Source organism: Roseateles albus (assembly GCF_028595345.1).
GTDB lineage: Bacteria > Pseudomonadota > Gammaproteobacteria > Burkholderiales > Burkholderiaceae_C > Paucibacter_A > Paucibacter_A albus.
This window is the reverse complement of the sequence record NZ_JAQQXT010000013.1, coordinates 58,774-81,313: the sequence shown is the minus strand read 5'-3', so window position 1 is coordinate 81,313 and position 22,540 is coordinate 58,774. Positions and strand designations below refer to the sequence as shown.

The following is a 22,540-nucleotide window of genomic DNA, read 5'->3' as shown; positions in this document are numbered from 1 at the left end:
GCATATAGAGGGGTTTTTCAGACAGCCAGACCCTTTGGCGCCTGCCGCCTGAGGCACACTGCCGGGCACAAGCTGAGCATGGCCACGAGCCCACGGCCTTACTGATTCCTAGGAGACAAGCAATGACTGAACCTCTCAACGCCCTACAGAGCGAACGGATCGATGCGGTGCTGGCGCTGGCCGCCACGCGTCAAAAAACGCCCGAACAAGCGGCGATGATAGAAAGCTTCGGGCGCGAGTATTTCCGCCGCGTCGACACCGAAGACCTGCTGGCCCGCACACCCGAAGACCTGCTGGGCGCCCTGCTCTCGCATCTGCAGTTCGGCGCCAAGCGCCAGCCGGGCCAGACCCTGGCGCGGGTCTTGAGCCCCAGCGTCGCCGACAACGGCTGGGCCTCGCGCCATTCGGTGATCGACATCATCAATGACGATATGCCGTTTTTGGTCGACACCACGACCATCGAGATCAACCGCCAAGGCCTAACCTTGCACCTGATCGTGCATCCGATTTTTGGCGTGGAGCGCGACGCCGACGGCCAACTGCTGGCCATTCGCCCACGCAGCGAGGCGGCTGACGCGCCGGGGCTCAAGCGCGAGTCCTGGATGCATATCGAGGTTGACCGCATCATCGATGCCGGGCAGCGCCATGAATTGCTGGCAGGCATCGAGCGTGTGCTCGGCGACGTGCGCGCGGCCGTGCAGGACTGGAAGCCCATGGTCGGCGCCTTGCACGCGGCCATCACAGAGCTTGAGCAAGCACCGGCTGCCCTGGACAAAGCCGAAGTCCAGGAAAGCCTGGCCTTTTTGCATTGGCTGGCCGACGACCACATGACCCTGCTGGGCTACCGCTGCCACGAGTTGGTCAGCGAAGCTGGTGCGGACGCCTTGCGCCTGATTTCCGGCAGCGGCCTGGGCCTGCTGAGAGAAACGTCGGAGGAAAAGCTCTCCAGCAGCTTCTCGATGTTGCCCGCCAATGCCCGCGCCCTCGCACGTGCGCCCTCGCCCTTGCTGGTCATCACCAAGGCCAATACCCGCTCCACCGTGCACCGCGCAGGCTACACCGACTACGTTGGCATCAAGCGTTACAACGCGGCCGGCGAAGTAACCGGCGAGCACCGTTTCATCGGCTTGTTTACCTCCACCGCCTACAGCGCGCGCGTCTCCGAGACCCCGCTGCTGCGCGGCCGCGTCGGCGCCATCACACAGCGCGCCGGCTTGCCTGCGGGCGGCCATTTAGCCAAAGCTTTGCAGCATATTCTGGAGACTTATCCGCGCGACGACCTCTACCAAATCTCCAACGACGAGCTGTACGAAACCGCGCTGGGCATCCTCGCCTTGGGTGAGCGCCAGCGCCTTCGTCTGTTCGTTTGCCGCGACCCCTTTGACCGCTTCTTCTCCTGCTTGGTCTATGTGCCGCGCGAGGCCTACTCGACCGATATGCGGATCAAGTTCCAGGCCATTCTGATGCAGGTCTTCAGCGGCAGCAGCGCCGAGTTTGATGTGCAGTTGAGCGACGCGGTCTTGGCGCGCATCCATTTCACCGTGCGCACGACGCCGGGCCAGGTGCCTGTGTTTGATTGCAAGGATGTCGAGGCCAAGCTGACGGCTGCGGCAAGGCGCTGGGATGATGACCTGCGCGAGGCCTTGGTTGATGCCGAAGGCGAAGCGCGCGGCTTGGAGCTGTTCAAGCGCTGGGCAGCTGGCTTCCCCGCCGGCTACCGCGAGCGCATCAGCGCGCGCGCGGCCGTGCCCGACGTCGTCAAGCTCGCCAGCCTGAGCCCAGAGGCGCCGCTGGCGCTGGCCCTGTACCGCCCCTTTGGCGCCGAGCCGGGCACGCTGGGCTTCAAGGTCTATCGCCTGGGTCAGGCGGTGGTCTTGTCCGACAGCCTGCCGATGCTGGAGCATATGGGCGTGCGCGTGCTGGGCGAACACAACCACCGCATCCTCGACGCCTCGGCCCCGGCCGGCCAAGGCAATAGCGTGTCGCTGCATGACTTCGAGCTGCAGGCAGCGGTGTCGGATGAGATCGAGCCCGAGGCCTTGGCCCGCTTGTTCGAGGACACTTTTGCGCGCGTCTTCCGCGGCGAGGTCGAGAACGACGACTTCAACCGTTTGGTGCTGCGCGCAGGCCTTGCCAACGACGAAATCGTCGTGCTGCGTGCCTATGCCAAGTATTTGCGCCAGATCGGTTTTGCGCTCTCACAAGCCACCATCGAAGCCACCCTGGCCGCGCACCCCCGCATCGCGCGCATGTTGGTGACGCTGTTCAAGCTGCGCTTTGACCCCGCAGCCCATGATGAGCTGGGCGCTAACGCCCAAGTCAACGGGATTGAGAAGGCGCTGGAGAAGGTCAGCAATCTGCAAGAAGACCGCGTCTTGCGCCAACTGCTGGCCTTGATGCAGGCCACGCTGCGCACCAACTTCTGGCGCACCGGCGTCGGCCACAGCGGTGCGGCCGGCCCGCGCCGCAGTTTCTTGAGCTTCAAGCTCGATTCGGCCAAGATCCCCGGCCTGCCGGAGCCGCGTCCGCTGTACGAAATTTCGGTCTACTCGCCGCGCTTTGAAGGCATCCATTTGCGCGGCGGCAAGGTCGCCCGTGGCGGCTTGCGCTGGTCGGACCGGCCGGAAGACTTCCGCACCGAAGTGCTGGGCCTGGTTAAGGCGCAGATGGTCAAGAACACTGTCATCGTGCCCGTGGGCAGCAAGGGCGGCTTTGTATTGAAAAAGGCCCCGCCACAGTCTGATCGCGAAGCCTTCATGAAAGAAGGCATCAGCTGCTACCAGGACTATTTGCGTGCGCTGCTGGACCTGACCGACAACTATGCGGGGGGTCAGGTCGTGCCGCCGCCGCAGGTCGTGCGTCTGGATGAGGATGACCCCTACCTGGTGGTCGCGGCCGACAAGGGCACCGCCACCTTCTCCGACTACGCCAACACCGTCAGTCTGGAGTATGGCCATTGGCTGGGCGACGCCTTCGCCTCGGGCGGCAGTGTTGGCTATGACCACAAGGCCATGGGCATCACCGCACGCGGTGCCTGGGAATCGGTCAAGCGCCATTTCCGCGAGATCGGCATCAACACGCAGAGCCAAGAGTTCACCGTGGTGGGCGTCGGCGATATGTCGGGCGATGTGTTCGGCAACGGCATGTTGCTGTCACCCCATATCCGCTTGGTGGCCGCTTTTGATCACCGCCATGTCTTCATCGACCCAAGCCCGGACGCAGCAGCCTCGTTTGCCGAGCGCGAACGCCTGTTCAAGCTGCCGCGCTCCAGCTGGGCCGACTATGAAACGGCGCTGATTTCAGCCGGCGGTGGCGTCTGGGCGCGCTCGGAAAAATCGATTCCGATCTCGCCGCAAGCACAGGCCGTGCTCGGCATCAGCGCCGACCGCCTGGCCCCTAACGAGTTACTCAGTGCCATCTTGAAGGCGCCGGTCGACCTGCTCTACAACGGCGGCATTGGCACCTATATCAAGGCCAGCAGCGAGGTGCACGCGGATGTCGGCGACCGCGCCAACGATGCCTTGCGCATCAATGGCGCCGAGCTGCGCTGCAAGGTGGTCGGCGAAGGCGGTAACCTGGGCTGCACGCAGCGTGGGCGCGTCGAGGCCGCCTTGGCCGGCGTGCGCATCTACACCGATGCGATCGACAACTCGGCCGGCGTGGACACCTCGGACCATGAGGTCAATATCAAGATCTTGCTGGGTCTGGCCATGGGCGACGGCGAGATGACGCTGAAGCAGCGCAACACCTTGCTGCCGCAGATGACGGACGAGGTGGCGTCGCTGGTGCTGCGTGACAACTACTTCCAGACCCAAGCGCTGTCGATCGCCAACCGCCAGGGCGCGGCGCTGATTGACCAGCAGGCGCGCTTTATCCGCTTCCTTGAGCGCGCTGGACGCTTGAACCGGGCGATCGAATTCTTGCCCACCGATGACCAGATCAAGGAACGCAAGGCGCGCGGCGTCGGCCTGACCACGCCCGAAATGGCGGTGTTACTGGCTTATAGCAAGATGTGGTTGTCCGACGAGTTGATGAGCTCCGATCTGCCTGAGGACAGCTGGATTGGCACGGCGGTAGAGCGTTACTTCCCGGCGCTGCTGCGCGAGAAGTTCGGCGCCTACATCCCGCGCCATCCGCTCAAGCGTGAAATCATCGTCACCCACGTGCTCAACAGCATGTTGAACCGTGTCGGCGCTACCTTTGTGCACCGGCTCAGTGAATCCAGCGGCGCTAAACCGGCGCAAATCGTGCGTGCCTACCTGGCCACTCGCGAGGTCTTCGGCTATGTGCCGCTGTGGCTGAAGATTGAGGCGCTGGACAATCAGGTCGCAGACGAGGTGCAAGCCGACATGATCGACGAGTTGGGTCGCTTGGGCGCGCATGCCACCAACTGGTTCCTGCGCTCGCGCCGCCTGGCCGAGCCGATGGAGCAGGTGATCAAGCGCTTTGCACCTGCAGTAGAGGTCTTGCGCACCACCTTGGTTCAGCACAACGATCTCTCGGCGCGGGCTGCGGCGCGGGTCGCGGCGGGTGTGCCGATCGACATTGCGCGCGACGTCAGCCATGCCGAGGAGCTGTTTGCCGCGCTCGATATTGCCGAGATCGCCGATGCCACCCAGCATTCGCTGGAAGTCGTTTGCGAGGTCCACGCCAAGCTGGGTCAGAAGCTCGGCCTGGAGCGCCTGCGCCAACAGATCGATGCCTTGGCCGCAGACAGCTATTGGCAGACGCAGGCCAAGGCCGCGCTGGGCGACGATCTGTCCGGTCTGCAACGCGCTATCGCCTTGGATGTGCTGGGGCAAGGTGAAGGGCAAGCCGCGCCCGAACTGCTCAGCAACTGGACCACCCGCAACCAAGATGCACTGGAGCGCGCGCACAAGCTCTTGGGCGAATTCAGCGAAGCCAAGGCGGTGGATCTGGCCATGCTGTCGGTTGCACTGCGCGAGCTGCGCAACTTGGCTTGAACTCCACTTGAGCTTAACTTGAGCAAATCGGGTTAAGCTGACATCCGGCTTGGGTCCCTTGCAAGACAAGGGGCAGAGCAAGAAACATGAACCTGCGCGCCGGCTTATCCAGCCGGCGCGCTCATGTTGGCAGCCTGGCGATGAGCGCTTTTCAGTGCTGGTCTGCTTTATGCCTCCTGCTTTTGCCCCCTTTTTCTTGCCCAAGACCAACCCCATGCCCAACTCAGCCGACGCCAACGCCGCCGCCCGCTCCATCCTGCCGCCCGATGATGGGCTGCGTTATCTGCTTCACAACGAGGTGCATGCCCGGCCCTCGGCGCGCATTCATTTGCCGGCCCTGATCATCAGCGTGGCCGTGCTCAACGAGGGCGTGAGCCGCGAAGCCGAGTGCGAACACCTGCGCCGCCTGCCCGGCCAAGAAGGCTTGCAACTGGACGAGATGCAGGGTAATTTTTTACGGCTGCGCGGCGACGGGCACACGGTCAAATGGGAACGCCACAGCGAGTTCACCCGCTATGCGATCGTGCAGCCGCTACCCGAACAGGCACTCCTGGGCAGCCAGCAGCCGGAGCTGATGTCGGCCTTGCGCGTCGATGCCGACTGGCTGCGCACGCTGCCCGGGCGCACGGTGGCTGCCGTCAAGCTAGTCATGCTCGAACATGACATCAGCCACCCCGATGAAGCAAGAGCCCTGGGTCAGCAATGGTTTGGCGGGCGCACCGTCCTGGCCTCGTTGATGGGCAACTCGGAAGAGTCCGGGCCTGGCGGGCACTCGGTGGTGGTGACCAATTTTCGCCTGGCAGCGAGCGGCTTTGAGCGCATCTTGGTGATTGCGCCGCCCGGCACCAGCCCGACACGCGCAGGCCGCATTTCTCAGCGTTTGCTGGAGCTGGAGGTCTACCGCCTGATGGCCTTGCGCGGCCTGCCGGTGGCCAAAGACATTGCGCCGGTGCTTGCGCAGGCCGAGGCCAGCTTGGCCGAGGTGACGCTCAAACTCGAGGGTAGGCAGGCGTCCGAGAGCGAGCTGCTGGACACCTTGATCCATGTCGCTGCGGGGGTTGAACGCGCCACCGCCCAACATGCCTACCGTTTCGCCGCGACCCAGGCCTACGACACGCTGGTGCGCCAGCGCATTGCCGAACTGCGCGAAAAGCCGATTCCGGGCACGCAAACCCTGGGGGAATTCATGCAGCGCCGGCTCTCGCCGGCGATTGCCACGGTCGCGGCCACCGCGCAGAGGCTGGCCTCCTTATCGCAGCGCATCGAGCGCGTCAGCGCACTCTTGCGCACCCGGGTCGACATCGCCACCGAGCAGCAAAACCATCAGTTGCTGGCCAAGCTCACGAGGGGTCAGGACTTGCAGCTGAACCTGCAGACCACGGTGGAGGGGCTCTCCATCGCGGCGATTTCCTACTATGTGGTGAGCCTCTTGCTCTACGGCGCCAAAGCGCTGAAGTCCTCGGGCCTGCCCATCAACCCTGAAATTGCGGTGGGGGTTTTGATACCGCTGGTGCTTTGGTCCGTCTGGCGCGCGACGCGGCGCGTGCACACAAAATTGCACGCCAAATTGCACGGCAGCGATTGATGCTTGAACCCGGCACCCGGGTGGCCCCATGCCGCAGGCTCAAGCTACTTGAGCACTTGCCTTGTCCCGCTCCTTGTCCCGCTTCTTGAGCGGGCTGGACTGCCAAGACTTGGGTCGCTCGCTGGCTCGCGGGGCCGGTCCAGCGCTTGCAGCACTCAGAGCAGCAGAAGCAGCGGGCTTGATCGATTTGGCCCGGCTCAAGTGCAAGACCTGCAAACAGCTTTGCAATTCGCTCAAGGCTTTGTGCATATTGAGCAATTGCTTTTTTTGCTCGCTCAGCACCGCCACGGCGCCGGGCGGGAAGCTCTCAATATCGGCGTGCATGCGCTTGAGCCAATGATCGACCAGCACTTGCAGCACGCGCAGCTCATGCCCGGCTGACGGCAAACCCTGTGCCTGCGCTTGCAGAAAATGAGTCAGCAAGCTGCCCACCGGCACACCGGCCAGCGCGGCACCTGGTGTCTGCGCGGCCAACCAAGCCTGCAGCGCTTGAATCGGAGTCGTCGGCTGTTCCATGGTTTTCCTCTTCCGGACCGGCTACAACAAGGCCCGAACAATTGGCAGGCAGTGTATGCGGGACAACCCTAGGAAACGCCTATTCCTTCAATATTGCCGGCTTTTTTTTCGCAGGCTTGATCCAGCTCAGCAAAGCCGATTTTTGGCCTTAGCCGACCGGCTTGAGTGGCGGCTGGCCCAGATCATCCAGGCTCTGGCCCTGGGCGGCCAGCAGCTTCTCCAGGGCCGGCAGCAAGGGGCCGAGCCGCTCGTCGATCGCCGCCCGCACGGTATCCACAAAGACTTGCGTCTGGCGCTCGATTTCGATATTGAGCAAATCACCCTCGGCCTTGGCGCCAAAGGTCGTCATGCGCAGCGTTTCGGGGATCAGCCAAACCTCGAACCAGCCGGCTTGGCGATCGGCCTCGGCGACGGTCAGGCTGGCGCCGTTGATGGCGATATAACCCTTGGCGAAGATATAGCGCATCCAGGTCGGTGGTACTTGGATGCGCACACAGACATTGTTTTCGGGGCGCCGCACGGCCGCCACCGTCGCCATGAAATCGATATGGCCGGATAGTGGGTGGCCCCCAATCTCGGCGCCGTCGCGCGCGGCGCGCTCAACATTGAGCAAACTGCCCTGCTTCAAGCCGGCCAAGGTTGTCAGACTCAGGCTTTGCTGCATCACGTCAAAATTGGCTTGGTCGCCCGGACCCAAGGCCGTGACGGTCAGGCACACGCCGTCGCAAGACACGCTGGCGCCGATCTCGAGGCCGACACAAAAGCCGGGCGGAAACTGCAGCGCAAAGCTGCGCAGGCCGGGCCGGTCGGTGATGGCCGCGACGCTGGCGACGGCCTGAACAATGCCTGTAAACATGGGCGAAAGGTCTTGGAAACCGAAAGATCGGGAGCTTACCAGCTGACCTCACGCTCCGGCGTGGAGCCGATCTTGTGGATGGACAGATCGGCGCCGTCGAATTCTTCTTCCCGCGTCAGGCGCAGGCCGACAAAGTGCCGCAGCAAGCCATACACCGTGAAGCCGCCGAGCAAAGCCCAGACCACACCGGCCAAGGTGCCCAGCAACTGCGCCGCCAGGCTGACCCCACCCAGGCCGCCCAGCGCCGACTGGCCGAAGATGCCGGCGGCAATACCGCCCCAGGCGCCGCACAAGCCGTGCAGCGGCCAAACGCCCAACACGTCATCGATCTTCCAGCGGTTCTGCGTCAGGGTGAACATCTTGACGAAGATGGCGCCGGCCACACCCCCGACGATCAATGCGCCCAGCGGATGCATCAGGTCGGAGCCCGCACACACCGCAACCAGACCGGCCAAGGGGCCGTTGTAGGCAAATCCGGGGTCATTGCGGCCCAGCAAGACGGCCACTAAGGTTCCGCCGGCCATAGCCATCAGCGAGTTCACCGCCACCAGGCCGCTCATCTTGTCCAGCGTTTGTGCGCTCATCACATTGAAGCCAAACCAGCCCACGGTCAGCACCCAGGCGCCCAGCGCCAAAAAGGGAATGCTGGAGGGCGGATGCGCGCTGATGGCGCCGTCCTTGCGGTAGCGATTCAAGCGCGGCCCCAGCAGCAACACGGCCGCCAAGCCTATCCAACCACCCACCGCATGCACCACCACGCTGCCGGCAAAGTCATGAAATTCGGCGCCGAATTGAGCCTTCAACCAGGCTTGCAGGCCCCATGCCTGATTCCAGGCCACGCCCTCAAACAAAGGGTAGATCAAACCGACGATCACGGCCGTGGCGGCCAACTGCGGGCCAAAGCGGGCCCGCTCGGCGATACCGCCAGAAATAATCGCCGGTATCGCCGCGGCGAAGGTCAGCAAGAAGAAAAACTTGACCAGCTCATAGCCGTTCTTCAGGGCCAACGTTTCGGCCCCGGTGAAGAAGTTGCTGCCATAAGCAACCGTGTAGCCCAATAAAAAATACGCGACGGTCGACACGCAAAAATCCACCAAGATTTTCACCAGCGCATTGACCTGGTTCTTCTTGCGCACCGTGCCAAGCTCCAGAAAAGCAAAGCCGGCATGCATGGCGAGCACCATGATGGCGCCCAGCAGAATGAACAGCGCATCAGCGCTTTGTTTGAAGTTCTCCATCGGGTTCTCTGAGTCCTGCGGTAATCATTGAGCACGGCATCCCGAGTGCAGCGCACCGACTCGGGAATTAATGCACCAGATCAGCAAGATACATGCCCGCTTTTGGCTCACTGTCGCGCACCAAATCAAGCCAACTCACACCAAAAAGTGGCGCTGACTCATCGTGACACGCACAAACAAGGGGCGACACGCACCAAAACAGGATCAAACTTGGCTATTGAGATGGCTAATGAACAGCTCGGCCGAAAACCCCACGCTCAGGCGCCCGTCGGCCCAGCGCATGACCGGGCGCTTGATGGCGCTGGGCTGGGTGAGCAACAAGGCTTGTGCCGAGGCACTGTCAACGACCGCTGCGCGGGTGGCTTCGTCGAGCTTGCGCCAGGTCGTGCCGGCGCGGTTCAAGACCCGCTCCCAGCCGAGCTGCTCGCACCACGCGGCCAAGTCGCCCGGTGGCACACCGGCCTTTTTGAAGTCATGAAATTCGTAGCTCAAGCCCTGCTCAGTGAGCCAGGCGCGCGCGCGCTTCACGGTGTCGCAGTTCGAAATTCCAAAAAGGGTAATCATGGGGCGCAGGCCAGTTGAAAGTTCATCTTGGGCTACACGCTACCATGGCAGGCATGATCGATTGGCTTGATGACAACTCTTTGGAATTTCCGCCCAGCGCGCGCGCCTTGGGCGCCGATTCGGACGCCCCTGGCCTGCTCGCCGCCGGCGGAGACTTGAGCCCTCAGCGCCTGCACGCGGCCTATTCATGCGGCGTCTTCCCTTGGTATGGCGCCGGCCAGCCGCCGCTGTGGTGGGCGCCCGACCCACGCATGGTGCTGCAAACGCAGAACTTCAAGCTCGCGCGCTCGCTGCGCAAAACCATCGCCCATTTCAGACGCTCGGCCAATTGCGAAATCCGCGTTGACTCCGCCTTGCCGGAAGTGCTGAATGCCTGCGCCGGCGCGCCGCGCGAAGGCCAGTCCGGCACCTGGATCTTGCCCGAGATGCAGGCAGCCTATCTTGACTGGGCAAAGCAATCGGGCGCAGTTCACAGCATCGAGACTTGGATGGACGGCGAACTGGTCGGCGGCCTTTACGGCGTCAATCTGGGCCGTATGTTCTTCGGCGAGTCGATGTTCATGCGCCGCAGCGACGCCTCCAAGATTGCACTCGCCGCCTTGGTCTGCTTGTGCCGCAAGCATGGCATCCCCTGGATAGACTGCCAACAAAACACTGGCCACTTGGCCTCGCTGGGCGCGGCCGAAGTGCCGCGCAGCGCGTTTGAAGCACATGTGGGCCAAGCCGTGAGCGAGGCAGCACCAAGCAACTGGGCCTATCATCCAGCCCTTTGGGCCTTGCTGGATCAAGACTAGCCCCTTGCGAGCCACGCCGTGACACATCCCAAAGAACTACCCTTGGCGCAGCTGCAGTTCTATGCGACTGCCGCCTACGCTTGCAGCTACCTGCCCGACCGGCAAGCTCGCTCGCAAGTGGCCACGCCCAGCCATTTGATTCACGCCGACGCCTATTCGGGCCTGGTGGCGGCGGGCTTTCGGCGCAGCGGCCTGTTCACCTACCGCCCTTACTGCGACGGCTGCAAGGCTTGCGTGCCGATGCGGGTGCCGGCCGCCAGCTTCAAGCCCAGCCGCAGCCAGCGCCGGGCCTGGCATCAACACCGCCATCTGCAAGCCAAGGTGATGCGCCTGGGCTATAGCCAAGAGCATTACGAACTCTATTTGCGCTACCAAACCGGTCGGCACTCGGGCGGCGGCATGGACCACGACAGCGTCGATCAATACACGCAGTTCTTGCTGCAAAGCCGCATCAATTCACGCATGGTGGAGTTCCGCGAGCCGCAGCCAGATGGCTCGCTGGCGCTGAAGATGGTCTCAATTTTGGACATCCTCAGCGATGGCTTGTCGGCCGTCTACACCTTTTACGAGCCCGAGGAAAAGACCAGTTATGGCACCTACAACGTGCTGTGGCAGATTCAGCAAACCCGAGACCTGCAGCTGAGCCATCTCTACCTGGGCTACTGGATCGCCGAGAGCCCCAAGATGGCTTATAAAACCGGCTTCAAGCCCTATCAGTTGCTACAGGGCGGCACTTGGGTGGATGGCGTGGACACGGGTGACGACCAAGCCTGATCCCCCGCCAGCCGCACCAAGACCTCTTGCGCCAGCGCCAGGCAGCTGGTCAATCCGGGCGACTCAATACCCAATAGATTCACCAAACCAGGCAAGCCATGCTGGGCCGGCCCGTCGATGCGGAAGTCCGGCGCGGGCTCGTCCGGGCCATGGATCTTGGGCCGCACCCCGCTGTAATCCGGCTGCAGCGCGCCGTCCGGCAAGGCCGGCCAGTAGCTCCGCACATCAGCATAGAAGGCATCGGCCCGGCGCGGGTCGAGCGCGTAGTCGAGTTGCGCCGGCTCGCTGATGCCCTGCAGCCACTGTGCATCCGGCCCAAAGCGAGCCGCGCCGGCCAGATCCAGCGTCAGGTGCACACCCAAACAATCGTCTCGTGGCATGGGGTAGATTAGGCGGCTGAATGGCGCCGGACCGGCCAGGGCGAAATAGCTGCCCTTGCTGAAGTAAGCCTTGGCCTGCTGGGCCGGCGCAAGGCCTTCTATCGCCTGCGTCAGGCCAGCCGCCCACAGACCGGCCGCGTTGACCACGATGCCGGCCTGCAAGCTCATCTCGGCCCCTTCCGCTTGCACTTGCAAGCGCCAGGCCTGGCCGACGCGCCGCAGCCCGGTCACGGTGGAGCACAGGCCCAGGGCGCCGCCGGCCGACTCAAAATCACCCAGCAAGGCGAGCATCAGGCCGTGGCTGTCGATGATGCCGGTGGACGGCGAAGCCAGCGCAGCCTCACAGCGCAGCGCCGGCTCCAGGGCGCTCGCCTGCGCGGCATCAAGCCAGCGCAGATCGTGCACCCCATTGCGCTGCGCCGTTTGCATCAAGCGCTGCAAAGCGCTCACTTGAGCGGCGTCGGTCGCCACCACCAGCTTGCCGCAGCATCGATGGGCGACTTGATGCGATTCGCAATAGTCGTACAGCAGCGCGCGCCCTTGCACACACAGCCTCGCCTTGAGCGAGCCCGGCGGGTAGTAGAGGCCGGCGTGTATGACCTCGCTGCTGCGCGAACTCACGCCGCTGCCTATGCGCTCGGCGCGCTCAAGCAGCAAGGTCTCCAAGCCTTGCTGCGCCAGCGCGCGGGCGACAGCCAGCCCCACCACACCGGCACCTATCACCACCGCATCGACTTCTTCTATAGCTGCGTCCACCCCGACATTGTGCGGCTCCTCGGTCGGGCTCGCGTAAACACTTAGACCGCGATGAGGCGGGGCGCGCAATTTTTCACAAGCTGCTGCGCGCGTAAACCCTAACGTCTAATTTGGCAGGTATTCGCACCTCTACTCCAGCGAATGCTCCATCTTGAAACACTGAAACTGCGCTCCCAACAAGCCCTGCTGTCAAGGGCAATCAACCAGCACGCGTCAGCACCAGATACACGCGGCATGGTCACGGGGAGCTCAGCAAGCGCAGTAAAGATCAGGCCCGACGTCATCACAGGGCTACGAGGGAAGCACCGATGTCCGCCTTTGCTAACGCAAAAAGTAAGCGCATCTTGATTGTTGATGACAGCCGGGCCATTCAGGCCATCATTCGCCGCACGCTTGAATGCGAGGAGTTGGGCGACTTGCTTTTTCAAACCGCCAACGACGGCGCCGATGCGCTCGACAAGGTGGCGTCATTCAAACCTGACCTGGTCCTGTCGGACTGGCATATGCCCGGCGTCTCGGGCATCGAGATGCTGCAAACACTGCGGCAAACCGGCCACAACCATATTGCCGTGGGCTTCATCACCACCGACACGGCCGCCGAATGCCAAACCCAGGCGCGTAGCAACGGCGCCTTGTTCCTGCTCAACAAGCCATTTGATGACCGTACCTTGCGCAGCGCCGTGGCGCTGGGTCTGGGCCGCAGCTCCTTCCTCCGGCCCAGCGCCAAGCCCCGCGAGGCTCGGGGGTCTGAGTTGCCGCCGCCCGCCCAGGCTCAGTCGCAGACGCAGCTGCCTGCCATCGAGTCCTTGGCGCAAACGCAGCAAACCCTGTTCACTCACCTGGGCATGCGGGGCTTTGAGTTGGAGCGCATCCACACACAGGGGCCTTATGTTCAACAATCGCCGCAGCTGATTGCGCTTTACGGCAGCGCAGGCCGCAAGGGCGTCTACGCTGTCGGATTGCTGGATCTGAGCGCTTGCGTGCTGATCGGCGGGCTGGCGGCCGGCTGCAGCGCGCAAGAGATGCAGGCCAGCCGCAACCAGCAAACACCTAGCCAAAAGCAAATCGAGCAAGCATCGCGCTTTATGCGCTCAATGGCCGGCTTGCTGAAAAAACGCTCCCCCAGCGACGCCCCAGCGCTCAACGCCGCCCGCGTCAGCAGCCAGCCGCAAGACAAGCTGGCCGGCCTGATCGAAACCAACGCGGGACGCTCGGACTTTTTGTTGCGCGTCAACAGCATGGGCGTTCAAGGCGAGGCGCGCCTGAGCTTCTTGTTGGCCTAAAGCTTTGCATTTTGCGGAGCAGTTCGTTGATGCTCGCACTGGTTCACCGAATCCAAAAGCGAATGCATGAGCGCTATCAAGGTGCGGCCCAGCGACTTGCTGAAGTTCGAAAAATAGGCTTGGCTATGCCTTGGACGGCAGCGCCATCGTCGCTCGCTGCGCCATTGCCGAGCGCCAGCGACACAGATCGGGCTGGCTCAGTTCATCGGGTTTGATGCGCAGCACGCGCGCGAAATCCACCGCCACGACAGCGCTGATATCGGCCACGCTGAAGCGCTCGGTGGCGATGAATTCACGGCCTTGCAAGCGCTCGTTCAAGACAGTGAAGAACTGCTGCACTCTTGCCAAACCACGTTGGGCCAGCTCGGGAATCTGCGCATAGTCCACCGGGCCGGGCAGCGCGCGATTGACCATCGCGGGCGAGCAGTTGCGCAGCGCTTCGGCAATGGCCAGCAGCCCCTCGAACTCGATGCGCCAGTTCCAACTGGCGATTTCGGCCTTCTCTTCGGGTGAGATGCCCAGCAAGGGCGGCTGCGGAAAACGCGCTTCCAGATAGGCAGTTATGGCCGCGTTGTCACTCAGCATGAGGCCCTCGTCGGTGCGCAGCGCCGGCACCGTGCATTGCGGGTTCAGCTGCCGATAGGCCTGGCCCATCTGCTCGCCACGGCGCAAGTCGATCTCGACCGTGTCATGAGTAATGCCTTTTTCGGCCAGCAAGATGCGGGCGCGGCGGGGGCTGGGCGCGCTGGCGCAGTCGTAAAGCGTGATGGGCATAGCGGCGTCTTTCTTGATCGCGGCGGGCTAAGGCTGAGGGTCCTGGGCGGACTCGGTATGGCGGGCGCGCCAGGCACGCAGGTCCTGCCGGTATTGGTCCATGGCCAAGTCGTGCAAATCAAAGATGCAGGGCTCGCAGCCATTGCCGCAACAGGCATCGAGGTCCGCCGCTGAGGGCGGCTGGGGCATGGCGTCGCTATCGAGTGCATTAAGAGGTAAATCCATGGCGGCAGATTGTCCACCAGCGCCGTCTGAAACGCCTGGCACAGGGCTTTGCGTTTCGGGCGTGGATAAATTTCAGACCGCCCTGGCCAATTTCGTCCTGCGCAATGCGTGCTTGGTCGCAATCCCCCAGCCAGGCCGCGCCCGGCCTTCTACATTGGACCACCCAGTTCCGATGGAGGCCCATGAACACCCCCAAGTTTTCCCTCTCGATGACGCTGCGCGATTGGCGCGCCGGTGAGTTGCAGTTCCTGTTGATCGCGTTGACGCTGTCGGTCGCTGCGATCGCTTCGGTGAGCTTTTTTGTCGACCGCATCCGGGCCGGCATGGACCGCGACGCGGGCCAGATGCTGGCCGCCGACTTGCGCGTCGCCAGCGACACGCCGCTCAGCCCCGATTGGCAGGCCGCCGCCCTGCAGCGCGGCCTGCAGGCGGCCCAAACCATTGAAACCCTCAGCGTGGCTATGGCCGGCCAGGGCGCCGACGCCCGCTCGCACCTGGTCGGGGTCAAGGCGGTCAGCGCCGGCTACCCGCTGCGCGGCGAGCTCCGCTTGAAGCACGCCGAGTTCGGCCTGGCCATGCACGACACGCCCGCTACACCGCCACCGGGCAGCGCCTGGGTCGACGAGCTGGTGTTGAGCGAGCTCAAGCTCAAGCTGGGTGAGCCGCTGCAACTCGGCGACAAGACTTTTCGGGTCACGCGCATCATCAGCAGTGAGCCCGACAGCAGCGGCGCCATGCGCAGGTTCGCGCCCCGGGTGATGATTGCACAGGCCGATCTGGCCGCCACCCAGTTGATCGGGCCGGCCTCGCTGGTGATTTACCGCCTCTTGCTGGCCGGCGCGCCCGCGTCGGTGGAGGCGTTCAAGACCGAGCTGCAAGCCAAGGCCGAGGCGCGCAAACTGAAGAAGCTGCAGGTCGATTCGCTGGCCTCCAGCCGCGCGCAACTGGGCGCAGTGCTGCAGCGGGGTGAGCAATTTTTAGCCCTGGTGAGCCTGCTCTCGGCGCTGTTGGCAGCGGTGGCGGTGGCGATGGCGGCGCGCCGCTTCATGCTGCGCCACCAGAACGCCAGCGCGATGCTGCGCGTGCTGGGCCTGACGCAAAACCAGCTCGGCGCCGTCTTCTTTATCGAATTTCTGCTGGTCGGCCTACTCGGCAGCGCGGCCGGCGTGGCCATCGGTTTCGCCGGCCATTTCGTGTTGTTGGAATGGCTGGGCAAACTGCTCGGCAAGGAGCTGCCTGCAGCAAGCTGGCTGCCGGCCTTGCAATGTCTGGCCAGCGGCCTGGTCTTGCTGCTGGGTTTTGCGCTACCGCCTTTGCTGCAACTGCGCCATGTGCCGCTGGTCAGCGTGATGCGCCAAGAACCGCTGCCGATGAAGGGGTTGACCCTGGCGAGCTACGGCCTGGGCCTGCTGGCCTTTGTCGGCCTGCTGCTGTGGCAGACCGGCGATGTGCGACTGGCCGGCTTGAGCGTAGTCGGCTTCCTGCTCGGCTTTGCGCTTTTCGCTGCTGCCGCGGTCTTGAGCCTGCGGGCGCTCAAGCTGACAGCGGGGGCCTTCCCCACCCTGCCCACCTGGCGCTTCGCCGTCACCGCGCTGCAGCGCCGACCAGCCGCCACCGTGACCCAGATCGTCGCCTTGGCCATCGGTTTGATGGCCTTGCTGCTCTTGACCCTGGTGCGCCATGACTTGATCAAGTCCTGGCAAGACAGCACGCCGGCCGACGCCCCCAACCATGTGATCTTCAACATCATGCCGCAGCAAGTTGCCCCGATCAGCGCCAAGCTGGCCAGCATCGGCTCGCCCGAGTTGCAAAGCCAGATGCGCGGCCATTTGGCGCAAATCAACGGCAAAAATATCGCCGACATCAAGTTCAGCGACGCCAAGGCGCAGGCGCTGGCCGAGCGGGAGTTCGATCTGTCCGACACCGCCCGGCTGCCGCCGAACAGCAAAATCACAGATGGTCATTGGCACCAGCAAGGACCCGATGAGCCGAACAAGGCCGAGGTATCGGTCGATGAGCAAATCGCCAAGCGGCTGGGGCTGAAACTGGGTGACCGCCTGAGTTTCGCGTTAGCCGGCCAGACTTACAGCGCCAGCATCACCAGCCTGCGCAAGGACGAAGTGCAGCTCCAGCGCCTGATCTTCGACTTTTTGCTCAAGCCCGACAGCAGCGTCGATCTGCCCCGCACCTATCTGACGAACTTCTTCTTGCCGGCCGGCGAGCAGCGGTTGATCACCGAGCTGCTGCACGAATTCCCCAACCTCAGCGTGCTCGACTTTGGCACCCTGCTCCAACAAGCGCGCGAGATGCTGGATCAGGTCGCGGCGGCGGTGGAGTTCTTGTTTGCCTTTACGCTGGCTGCCGGCGTGGCGGTACTGTATGCGGCGCTGGCCGGCTCGCAAGACCAGCGCATGCAAGAAGCGGCCCTGTTGCGAACCCTGGGCGCCACGCGCCAGCAGTTGCGCAGCGCGCAGTGGCTCGAATACCTGCTGATGGGCGGCCTGGCCGGCCTGCTCGCCGCGAGCGGCGCTGCGGCCATCAACTGGGCGTTGGCCAAATTTGTTTTCCACCTCGCATGGAGCCTCTCACCACAACTCTGGCTGGCCGGCCTGGCCCTGGGCGCCGTTTGCGCGGTGCTGGGCGGCTGGCTGGGCCTGCGCAAGATCCTCACACAAGCACCGCTGCTCAGCTTGCGTGGTGTCTAGACCGTAACTCTTTCCATCAACTGCTTCAAGCCATGACCCACAACAAGCCCACGCCCACGATTGCGGTCAAGAACCTAGGCAAACAAGTCCCCGATGCCGGTGGTGCGCTGACGATTCTGCAAGACATTTCGTTCTCGGTACAAGCGGGCGAAACCGTCGCCTTGCTCGGGGCGTCGGGCTCCGGCAAGTCCACCTTGCTGGGCCTGCTGGCCGGCCTGGACAGCCCCAGCCAAGGCAGCGTCTGGCTGGAAGGTCAGGACATCTTTGCACTCGACGAAGACGGCCGGGCGATTCTGCGCAAGCACAAGCTCGGCTTCGTGTTTCAGTCTTTCCAGCTCTTGCCGCATCTCAACGCGCTGGAAAACGTGGCGCTGCCGCTGGAGTTGCGTGGCGACAAGTCAGCCGGCGAGAAGGCGCGCGCGATGCTGGACCGGGTGGGTCTGACAGCCCGGCTGCGCCATTACCCCAAATACCTGTCGGGCGGTGAGCAGCAGCGGGTGGCGCTGGCACGCGCCTTTGTCACCGCGCCGGCGCTGTTGATGGCCGATGAGCCGACCGGCAGTCTGGACTCGGCCACCGGAACAGCCGTGATGCAATTGATGTTCGACCTGACCCGCGAGCATCGCTCCACGCTGGTGATGGTCACACATGACCAGGGGCTGGCGGCGCGCTGCGGGCGCCAGATCAGCCTGGCTGCGGGGCGGATGCTGGAGCCGCAGGTCTGCGCATAACGACGCTTGACACCGCACTCACATCTGCTTGAACAAATGCGTATAGCTCTCGGCGACCAGCAGCGACTCGGGTCTATCTTTCAGCTTCAATTGCAGGCGCCCGCGAAAGTCTCGGCTGGCGCCGGCGATGGCCGCCACATTGACCAGCGTCGAGCGATGGATTTGCCAGAACTGATGGGCATCGAGCTCCTCCGCCAGTTCTTTGAGCGGCTTGCGAATCAAGGCCTCGGCGTCACGCGTTACGACGCGGGTGTATTTGGTGTCGGCCTGAAAGTACAAGACCTCGTCAACGGTCAGCAGCCTGAGCGTCTGCCCGACCGACGCATTGATCCAGCGCAGCGGTGTTCGCGCAGGCGAACTCGGCTGCGCCTCAGGCGGACCGAGCGCCAGCTTTTTCAGCACATGACCCAACTCTGCGGGGGCCCCCAGCAGGCGCTCTTTGAGGCGGCGGATGGTGGTGAACAGGCGCGACACCGACAGGGGTTTGAGCAAATAGTCCACTGCGCCGGCGTCGAAGGCCTCGATCGCGTGCTGGTCGTAAGCCGTCACGAAAACAATATGCGAGCGCCCCTGCCCAGCTAGCTGAGCGGCTACTTCCAACCCGGTAGCACCCGGCATCTGAATGTCCAAAAACACGACATCCGGCTGATGCTCGGCCACCAAACGCAGCGCCGCGATACCGTCGGCGGCTTCGCCCAGAATGCACAGTTCGGGCCAAACTTGGCCCAGCGCCTCGATCAATTCTTGCCTGAGCGTGGCCTCGTCTTCGGCGACCACAGCGGTATAGATCCGGCTCATCATTCAACTCCATCAATGCTGCAACTTAAGCTTGCCGGCCAGCGCTCATGGCGCTGCGCAAGCGCGCAATCAATTGATCCAATTGCGCCGGCGCTTGGGGCTGCCCTTGGGCGTAGGCTTGTTCAATCGACAGCAGCGAATCAAACAACTGCTGTGGGTCAACTTGAGCAATCTTGGCGCGAAGCCGGGCGGCCATCGCGGCCTCGGCGTAACGACTCTGCTCAGCCAGCAAGCGCTGCAGCGCCAAGTCCTTGGCTCGGCGGCGCGCGCGCATCTCGGCCAGCGCCACCAGCAAACCGCCCACAAGCCCCACATACAAGGCCTCGCCCAGCACAGTGACCCATGATTTAGGCAAAGGGTTTTCAGCCTGGCAGACACTGCAGGCCAATCGCAACGTAGCGGGGTCCAGCAGCCAAGGCAGGAGCAGCGGAAAAACCAAGTTTGACAAGACCGCCGCAGCGCCGGCCCCGACCCCTACCGCCAAGACCAGCCGTCGGGTGCGAACAGCCGGGTCAGCAGATTCGCTGCGATCGGCCGGCAACCAACACAGCAAAAACACCAGCGCTTGAAACAACAGCCGAGCCGTGGCGACGACCAGCGGCGCCCAGGGCTGGGCGACCGGGGCAAAGTCCAGCATGGGACCCAAACTCTCGGTCCCCAGATAGAGCGCCACCAACAAGGCACAAGCCAACTCACGGCCGCGCAGGGATCGCCAACTGCGCAGCAGATGAGCCATGGCCAAGGAAACGTTGCTCACCGCACCTCCCCCTGTGGCAACGGCAGGCGAACCCGGGCCAACACGCCTCGGGGCTGCAGCGCCTCCAATTCCAATTTGGCGCTAGGGCCAAAGCAAGCCAGCAATCTGGCCCGGGTGTTGGCCAGGCCGACGCCGCTACCGCCTATGTTGCCGCTGCCGCTGCCGGCGCTCGCGCCAAAGCCGACCCCGTTGTCACGCACCTCCAAGACCACCTCGCTGCGATCAGCGCTGGCCAGGGTTTGAGCGCTGATTTGCAGATGCCCACCCTCGGTCAGCGCCGCTAGCCCATGCTTGATGGCGTTCTCCACCAAGGTGGCCAGCATCAAGGGCGGCAGGCGCAGGCCCAGCAAGCCGGGCTCGGCGGTGATCTCAAAGCTCAGCCGCTCGCCCATGCGCATTTGAAGGATGTGCAGGTAGTTGCGCAGCAGCTCCAGCTCCTGCCCCAAGCTCGACATTTGCTCGCGCATGCCGGGCAGCGCTGCGCGCAAATAGGCGATCAAGCTGCCCAGCATGTCGCGCCCCCGGTCGGGCGTCGTCGCGTACAAGCGGCGGGTGGTCGCCAGGGTGTTGAAAAGAAAATGCGGCTCGATCTGCGCGTTCAAGGCCACCATCTGCGCTTCCATGTGCTGCGTGCGCAAGGCTTCGCTCTGGCGCCGGGCCGCCGCCAAGCTCTCTTGGAGCTGCCGGTCTTTCATGCGCGCAATCAGCACCGCATAAGCCATGCAGCCCAACAAGCTGTAGAGCGCCAAGCGCGTCAAGAAAAAGCCCCAATAAATCGGCACCTCAGGGGCCTTGTAGTTGACCCAGGCCAAGCGCAGCAGCATGGCAAAAGCAAGACCCGACACCACCAGCCCCACACGAAGCAGCCATTCGCCTCGCGGCCCGATGGCATGCTGCTTGCGCCAAGCCGCCAAGGCGGCCTCGGCACAGGCGGCGCTCAGCAAAACAAGCACGCCCGGCAACAACGCCAGGCCCGCATAAGAGGCGACAAAGAGCAGCCATTGCCGCACCCCTGCGTCCGCGCCTTCGTCTGAATACCAAGTCAGCGCCCGCGCCAAAGCCATGAGCAGACTCAGCGCCAGCATGGCAGCGATCACGCGCAGATTGAAGATCGACAGAAAGGCTTTTTTCATCGAGGCAGGGCAAGGCGGAGCGTCATTATGCGAGCGAGCGATTGACGGATGGATTGGGGCGACTTAGGACCCGCATCCACGCTTGCTCGCTCGTCTACGCCCATTGTTGAGCGGCCAAGATCGACCGGAAAGCCCTGTGCGACCGGTCCGGCTGGAAGCCGACGAAGTGGGTAATTCGTCGACTGACTTCGACTGATCCCGGCCTTACTGGGCCTTACTGGGCTTTACTGGGCCTTGGGGCGCCCGTATTTGGCCGTGAAGCTGGCCTTGCCCAGTGCGTTGGCGTTGATCATGTAGCCGGCCAATGCGGCGGTGGCGTCGGCCGGGATCTCCAGCTTGTCGGTCTTGAGCGCGTGCACGGTGAAGATATAGCGGTGCGGCTTGTCACCTTGCGGCGGGCAGGTGCCACCCCAAGCGGCGACGCCATAGTCAATCCGCACATGGCTGGCGCCCTTGGGCAGATTGGCCCCGCCGACCAGACCGGCGTCGACCGCCAGCGAGCTGACATCGGCCGGCAGATTGATGACAGACCAATGCCACCAGCCGGAACCGGTGGGTGCGTCGGGGTCATACACCGTCACGGCAAAAGACTGGGTGCCGGCGGGTGCGCCGCTCCATTGCAGCGCGGGCGATTTGTTCTCGCCCGCGCAGCCAAAACCGTTGAACTCGAACTTCTTATCCATCAGGCTGCCGGCCTTGATCTCGGGGCTGCCGAGCTGGAAGCCGGCGGCGTGAATGAGGGAGGATGCGCCGATCAGTGCGCTGGCCAGGAGGATGCTTTTCATCTTCAAACTTTCAAAAATTGACAGAAGCGCTATGGTGCGCCGACTTGCGGCCTAGCTTTAGCCCGCAGGCCTCAATTGCTGTGCGCCATAGCGCAAGCTTGCAAGTTTGGCCAATCGATCAAGGCCGTAGATGGGACGGCGTGAATCCGAAGCGCTCACGAAACGCAGCCGAAAACCGGCTGTGGGAATCGTAGCCACAGCGGGCCGCGACCTCGGAAACCTGCAGCGCCGAATCTTGCAGCAAGGCTATCGCGGTCTCCAATCGAACCTCGCGAATGCACTGGCTGAAGGTCTCCGACTCGTCGGCCAGGCGACGCTGCAAGGTGCTGGCGCTCAGGTGGAAGGCTGCCGCCACCTCGTTCAAAGACCAATTCGCCTGCGGCCGCTGACCGACCAAACGACGCACCCGGTCGCCCCAAGCCAACTCGCGGGCGGCCGAGAACACCAGGCCGCGCTCCGCCAGCAAGAGCAAGACGCCCAGCGCCCGGTGCTCACAAACGGCAGGTGAAGACTTGCCGTCGGAGGTCGAAGACAAGAGCGCCGACATGGCAAGACCAAAGGTCGCGGTGAATTCCTCATCGGCGACAGAGCTGGCACAGCCCTGCACCGGCGGCGAGCCGGCAAACTGGCCGAACTGCTCGTGAAAGCGCTCGATCAGCGCCGGCGCGAACGCGATCAGGCGCGCCTCATAACGACCGCCCGGCCGGGGTTCATTGACCATGTCCCATTGCGTCAGGCGTGGGATCACAAACACCCTGCCTGCCGCAAAGCTAACTTCACCGGCCGGCGTCACCAGTCGCTTATGGCCCGCCATCACCCAGCCGACCAGATCGTCACGCACCGTCGCCGTGCGCACCGCGTGGGGCACGGCGGTGGAGATGGTTTGGGCACTGGCGTCGGTGAACACAGTTGTCATGCCGAA

At 63.5% G+C, this 22,540-nt stretch carries 19 protein-coding genes; 7 read left to right on the top strand and 12 right to left on the bottom strand.

The features are described 5' to 3' along the window. The first annotated feature begins 122 nt into the window (after positions 1–122). Together PRZ03_RS18815 and PRZ03_RS18810 are read left to right on the top strand one after the other, a co-directional pair. Complete coding sequence (locus tag PRZ03_RS18815; protein ID WP_273601807.1) at positions 123–4,964, top strand: NAD-glutamate dehydrogenase; 4,842 nt, start codon at positions 123–125, stop codon at positions 4,962–4,964. A gap of 214 nt (positions 4,965–5,178) precedes the next feature. After that, positions 5,179–6,549 carry a DUF3422 family protein gene (locus PRZ03_RS18810; RefSeq protein ID WP_273601806.1) on the top strand — a complete coding sequence of 457 codons (1,371 nt, stop codon included), beginning with the start codon at positions 5,179–5,181 and terminating at the stop codon, positions 6,547–6,549. Positions 6,550–6,588: 39 nt separating this feature from the next. On the opposite strand, the gene PRZ03_RS18805 is transcribed toward PRZ03_RS18810, so the two are convergent. The 4 genes from PRZ03_RS18805 to PRZ03_RS18790 form a co-directional block, all read right to left on the bottom strand. Next, complete coding sequence (locus tag PRZ03_RS18805; RefSeq protein WP_273601805.1) at positions 6,589–7,065, bottom strand: hypothetical protein; 477 nt, start codon at positions 7,063–7,065, stop codon at positions 6,589–6,591. A 148-nt stretch (positions 7,066–7,213) separates the two neighbouring features. Beyond that, entirely contained in the window at positions 7,214–7,921 is a 708-nt protein-coding gene (locus tag PRZ03_RS18800) for a riboflavin synthase subunit alpha (RefSeq protein ID WP_273601804.1), read from the bottom strand. A 35-nt stretch (positions 7,922–7,956) separates the two neighbouring features. Further along, positions 7,957–9,159, bottom strand: a complete 1,203-nt coding sequence (locus tag PRZ03_RS18795) for an ammonium transporter (RefSeq protein ID WP_263532198.1) — start codon at positions 9,157–9,159, stop codon at positions 7,957–7,959. 204 nt (positions 9,160–9,363) lie between these two features. Next, on the bottom strand, positions 9,364–9,723 hold the full coding sequence (locus tag PRZ03_RS18790; RefSeq protein WP_273601803.1) for an ArsC family reductase: 360 nt from the start codon (positions 9,721–9,723) through the stop codon (positions 9,364–9,366). A gap of 53 nt (positions 9,724–9,776) precedes the next feature. Between PRZ03_RS18790 and aat the strand changes: the two genes are divergently transcribed. Continuing rightward, the gene (gene aat, locus PRZ03_RS18785) at positions 9,777–10,517 is read left to right on the top strand and encodes a leucyl/phenylalanyl-tRNA--protein transferase (RefSeq protein ID WP_409993978.1); all 741 of its coding nucleotides are present in this window, start codon (positions 9,777–9,779) and stop codon (positions 10,515–10,517) included. Between the two features lie 18 nt (positions 10,518–10,535). Then, positions 10,536–11,291 carry an arginyltransferase gene (locus tag PRZ03_RS18780; protein WP_263532195.1) on the top strand — a complete coding sequence of 252 codons (756 nt, stop codon included), beginning with the start codon at positions 10,536–10,538 and terminating at the stop codon, positions 11,289–11,291. On the opposite strand, the gene PRZ03_RS18775 is transcribed toward PRZ03_RS18780, so the two are convergent. Beyond that, positions 11,231–12,427 carry an NAD(P)/FAD-dependent oxidoreductase gene (locus PRZ03_RS18775; RefSeq protein WP_273601801.1) on the bottom strand — a complete coding sequence of 399 codons (1,197 nt, stop codon included), beginning with the start codon at positions 12,425–12,427 and terminating at the stop codon, positions 11,231–11,233. The genes PRZ03_RS18780 and PRZ03_RS18775 overlap by 61 nt on opposite strands. 308 nt (positions 12,428–12,735) lie before the next feature. Between PRZ03_RS18775 and PRZ03_RS18770 the strand changes: the two genes are divergently transcribed. Next, positions 12,736–13,710 carry a response regulator gene (locus PRZ03_RS18770; protein WP_273601800.1) on the top strand — a complete coding sequence of 325 codons (975 nt, stop codon included), beginning with the start codon at positions 12,736–12,738 and terminating at the stop codon, positions 13,708–13,710. A 123-nt stretch (positions 13,711–13,833) separates the two neighbouring features. Here the strand turns inward: PRZ03_RS18770 and PRZ03_RS18765 are convergent, their stop codons facing one another. Continuing rightward, entirely contained in the window at positions 13,834–14,484 is a 651-nt protein-coding gene (locus PRZ03_RS18765) for a glutathione S-transferase family protein (RefSeq protein WP_273601799.1), read from the bottom strand. A gap of 27 nt (positions 14,485–14,511) precedes the next feature. Then, complete coding sequence (locus PRZ03_RS18760; protein ID WP_273601798.1) at positions 14,512–14,709, bottom strand: oxidoreductase-like domain-containing protein; 198 nt, start codon at positions 14,707–14,709, stop codon at positions 14,512–14,514. A gap of 182 nt (positions 14,710–14,891) precedes the next feature. Here PRZ03_RS18760 and PRZ03_RS18755 point away from each other — a divergent pair, with 182 nt between their 5' ends. Next, positions 14,892–17,414, top strand: coding sequence for an ABC transporter permease (locus PRZ03_RS18755; protein ID WP_273601797.1), 2,523 nt, complete (start codon positions 14,892–14,894; stop codon positions 17,412–17,414). Positions 17,415–17,446: 32 nt separating this feature from the next. Then, complete coding sequence (locus tag PRZ03_RS18750) at positions 17,447–18,145, top strand: ABC transporter ATP-binding protein (RefSeq protein ID WP_273601796.1); 699 nt, start codon at positions 17,447–17,449, stop codon at positions 18,143–18,145. Positions 18,146–18,163: 18 nt separating this feature from the next. On the opposite strand, the gene PRZ03_RS18745 is transcribed toward PRZ03_RS18750, so the two are convergent. The 5 genes from PRZ03_RS18745 to PRZ03_RS18725 form a co-directional block, all read right to left on the bottom strand. After that, positions 18,164–18,943 (bottom strand): LytR/AlgR family response regulator transcription factor, encoded by a 780-nt coding sequence (locus PRZ03_RS18745; RefSeq protein ID WP_273601795.1) that lies wholly within the window; start codon positions 18,941–18,943, stop codon positions 18,164–18,166. Positions 18,944–18,968: 25 nt separating this feature from the next. Beyond that, on the bottom strand, positions 18,969–19,700 hold the full coding sequence (locus PRZ03_RS18740) for a hypothetical protein (protein WP_273601794.1): 732 nt from the start codon (positions 19,698–19,700) through the stop codon (positions 18,969–18,971). Further along, positions 19,697–20,833 carry a sensor histidine kinase gene (locus tag PRZ03_RS18735; RefSeq protein ID WP_273601793.1) on the bottom strand — a complete coding sequence of 379 codons (1,137 nt, stop codon included), beginning with the start codon at positions 20,831–20,833 and terminating at the stop codon, positions 19,697–19,699. The genes PRZ03_RS18740 and PRZ03_RS18735 overlap by 4 nt, the downstream gene beginning before the upstream one ends. A gap of 224 nt (positions 20,834–21,057) precedes the next feature. After that, positions 21,058–21,618 carry a YbhB/YbcL family Raf kinase inhibitor-like protein gene (locus PRZ03_RS18730; RefSeq protein WP_273601792.1) on the bottom strand — a complete coding sequence of 187 codons (561 nt, stop codon included), beginning with the start codon at positions 21,616–21,618 and terminating at the stop codon, positions 21,058–21,060. Positions 21,619–21,736: 118 nt separating this feature from the next. Beyond that, positions 21,737–22,534 carry a helix-turn-helix transcriptional regulator gene (locus tag PRZ03_RS18725; protein ID WP_273601791.1) on the bottom strand — a complete coding sequence of 266 codons (798 nt, stop codon included), beginning with the start codon at positions 22,532–22,534 and terminating at the stop codon, positions 21,737–21,739. Between the last annotated feature and the right edge of the window lie 6 nt (positions 22,535–22,540).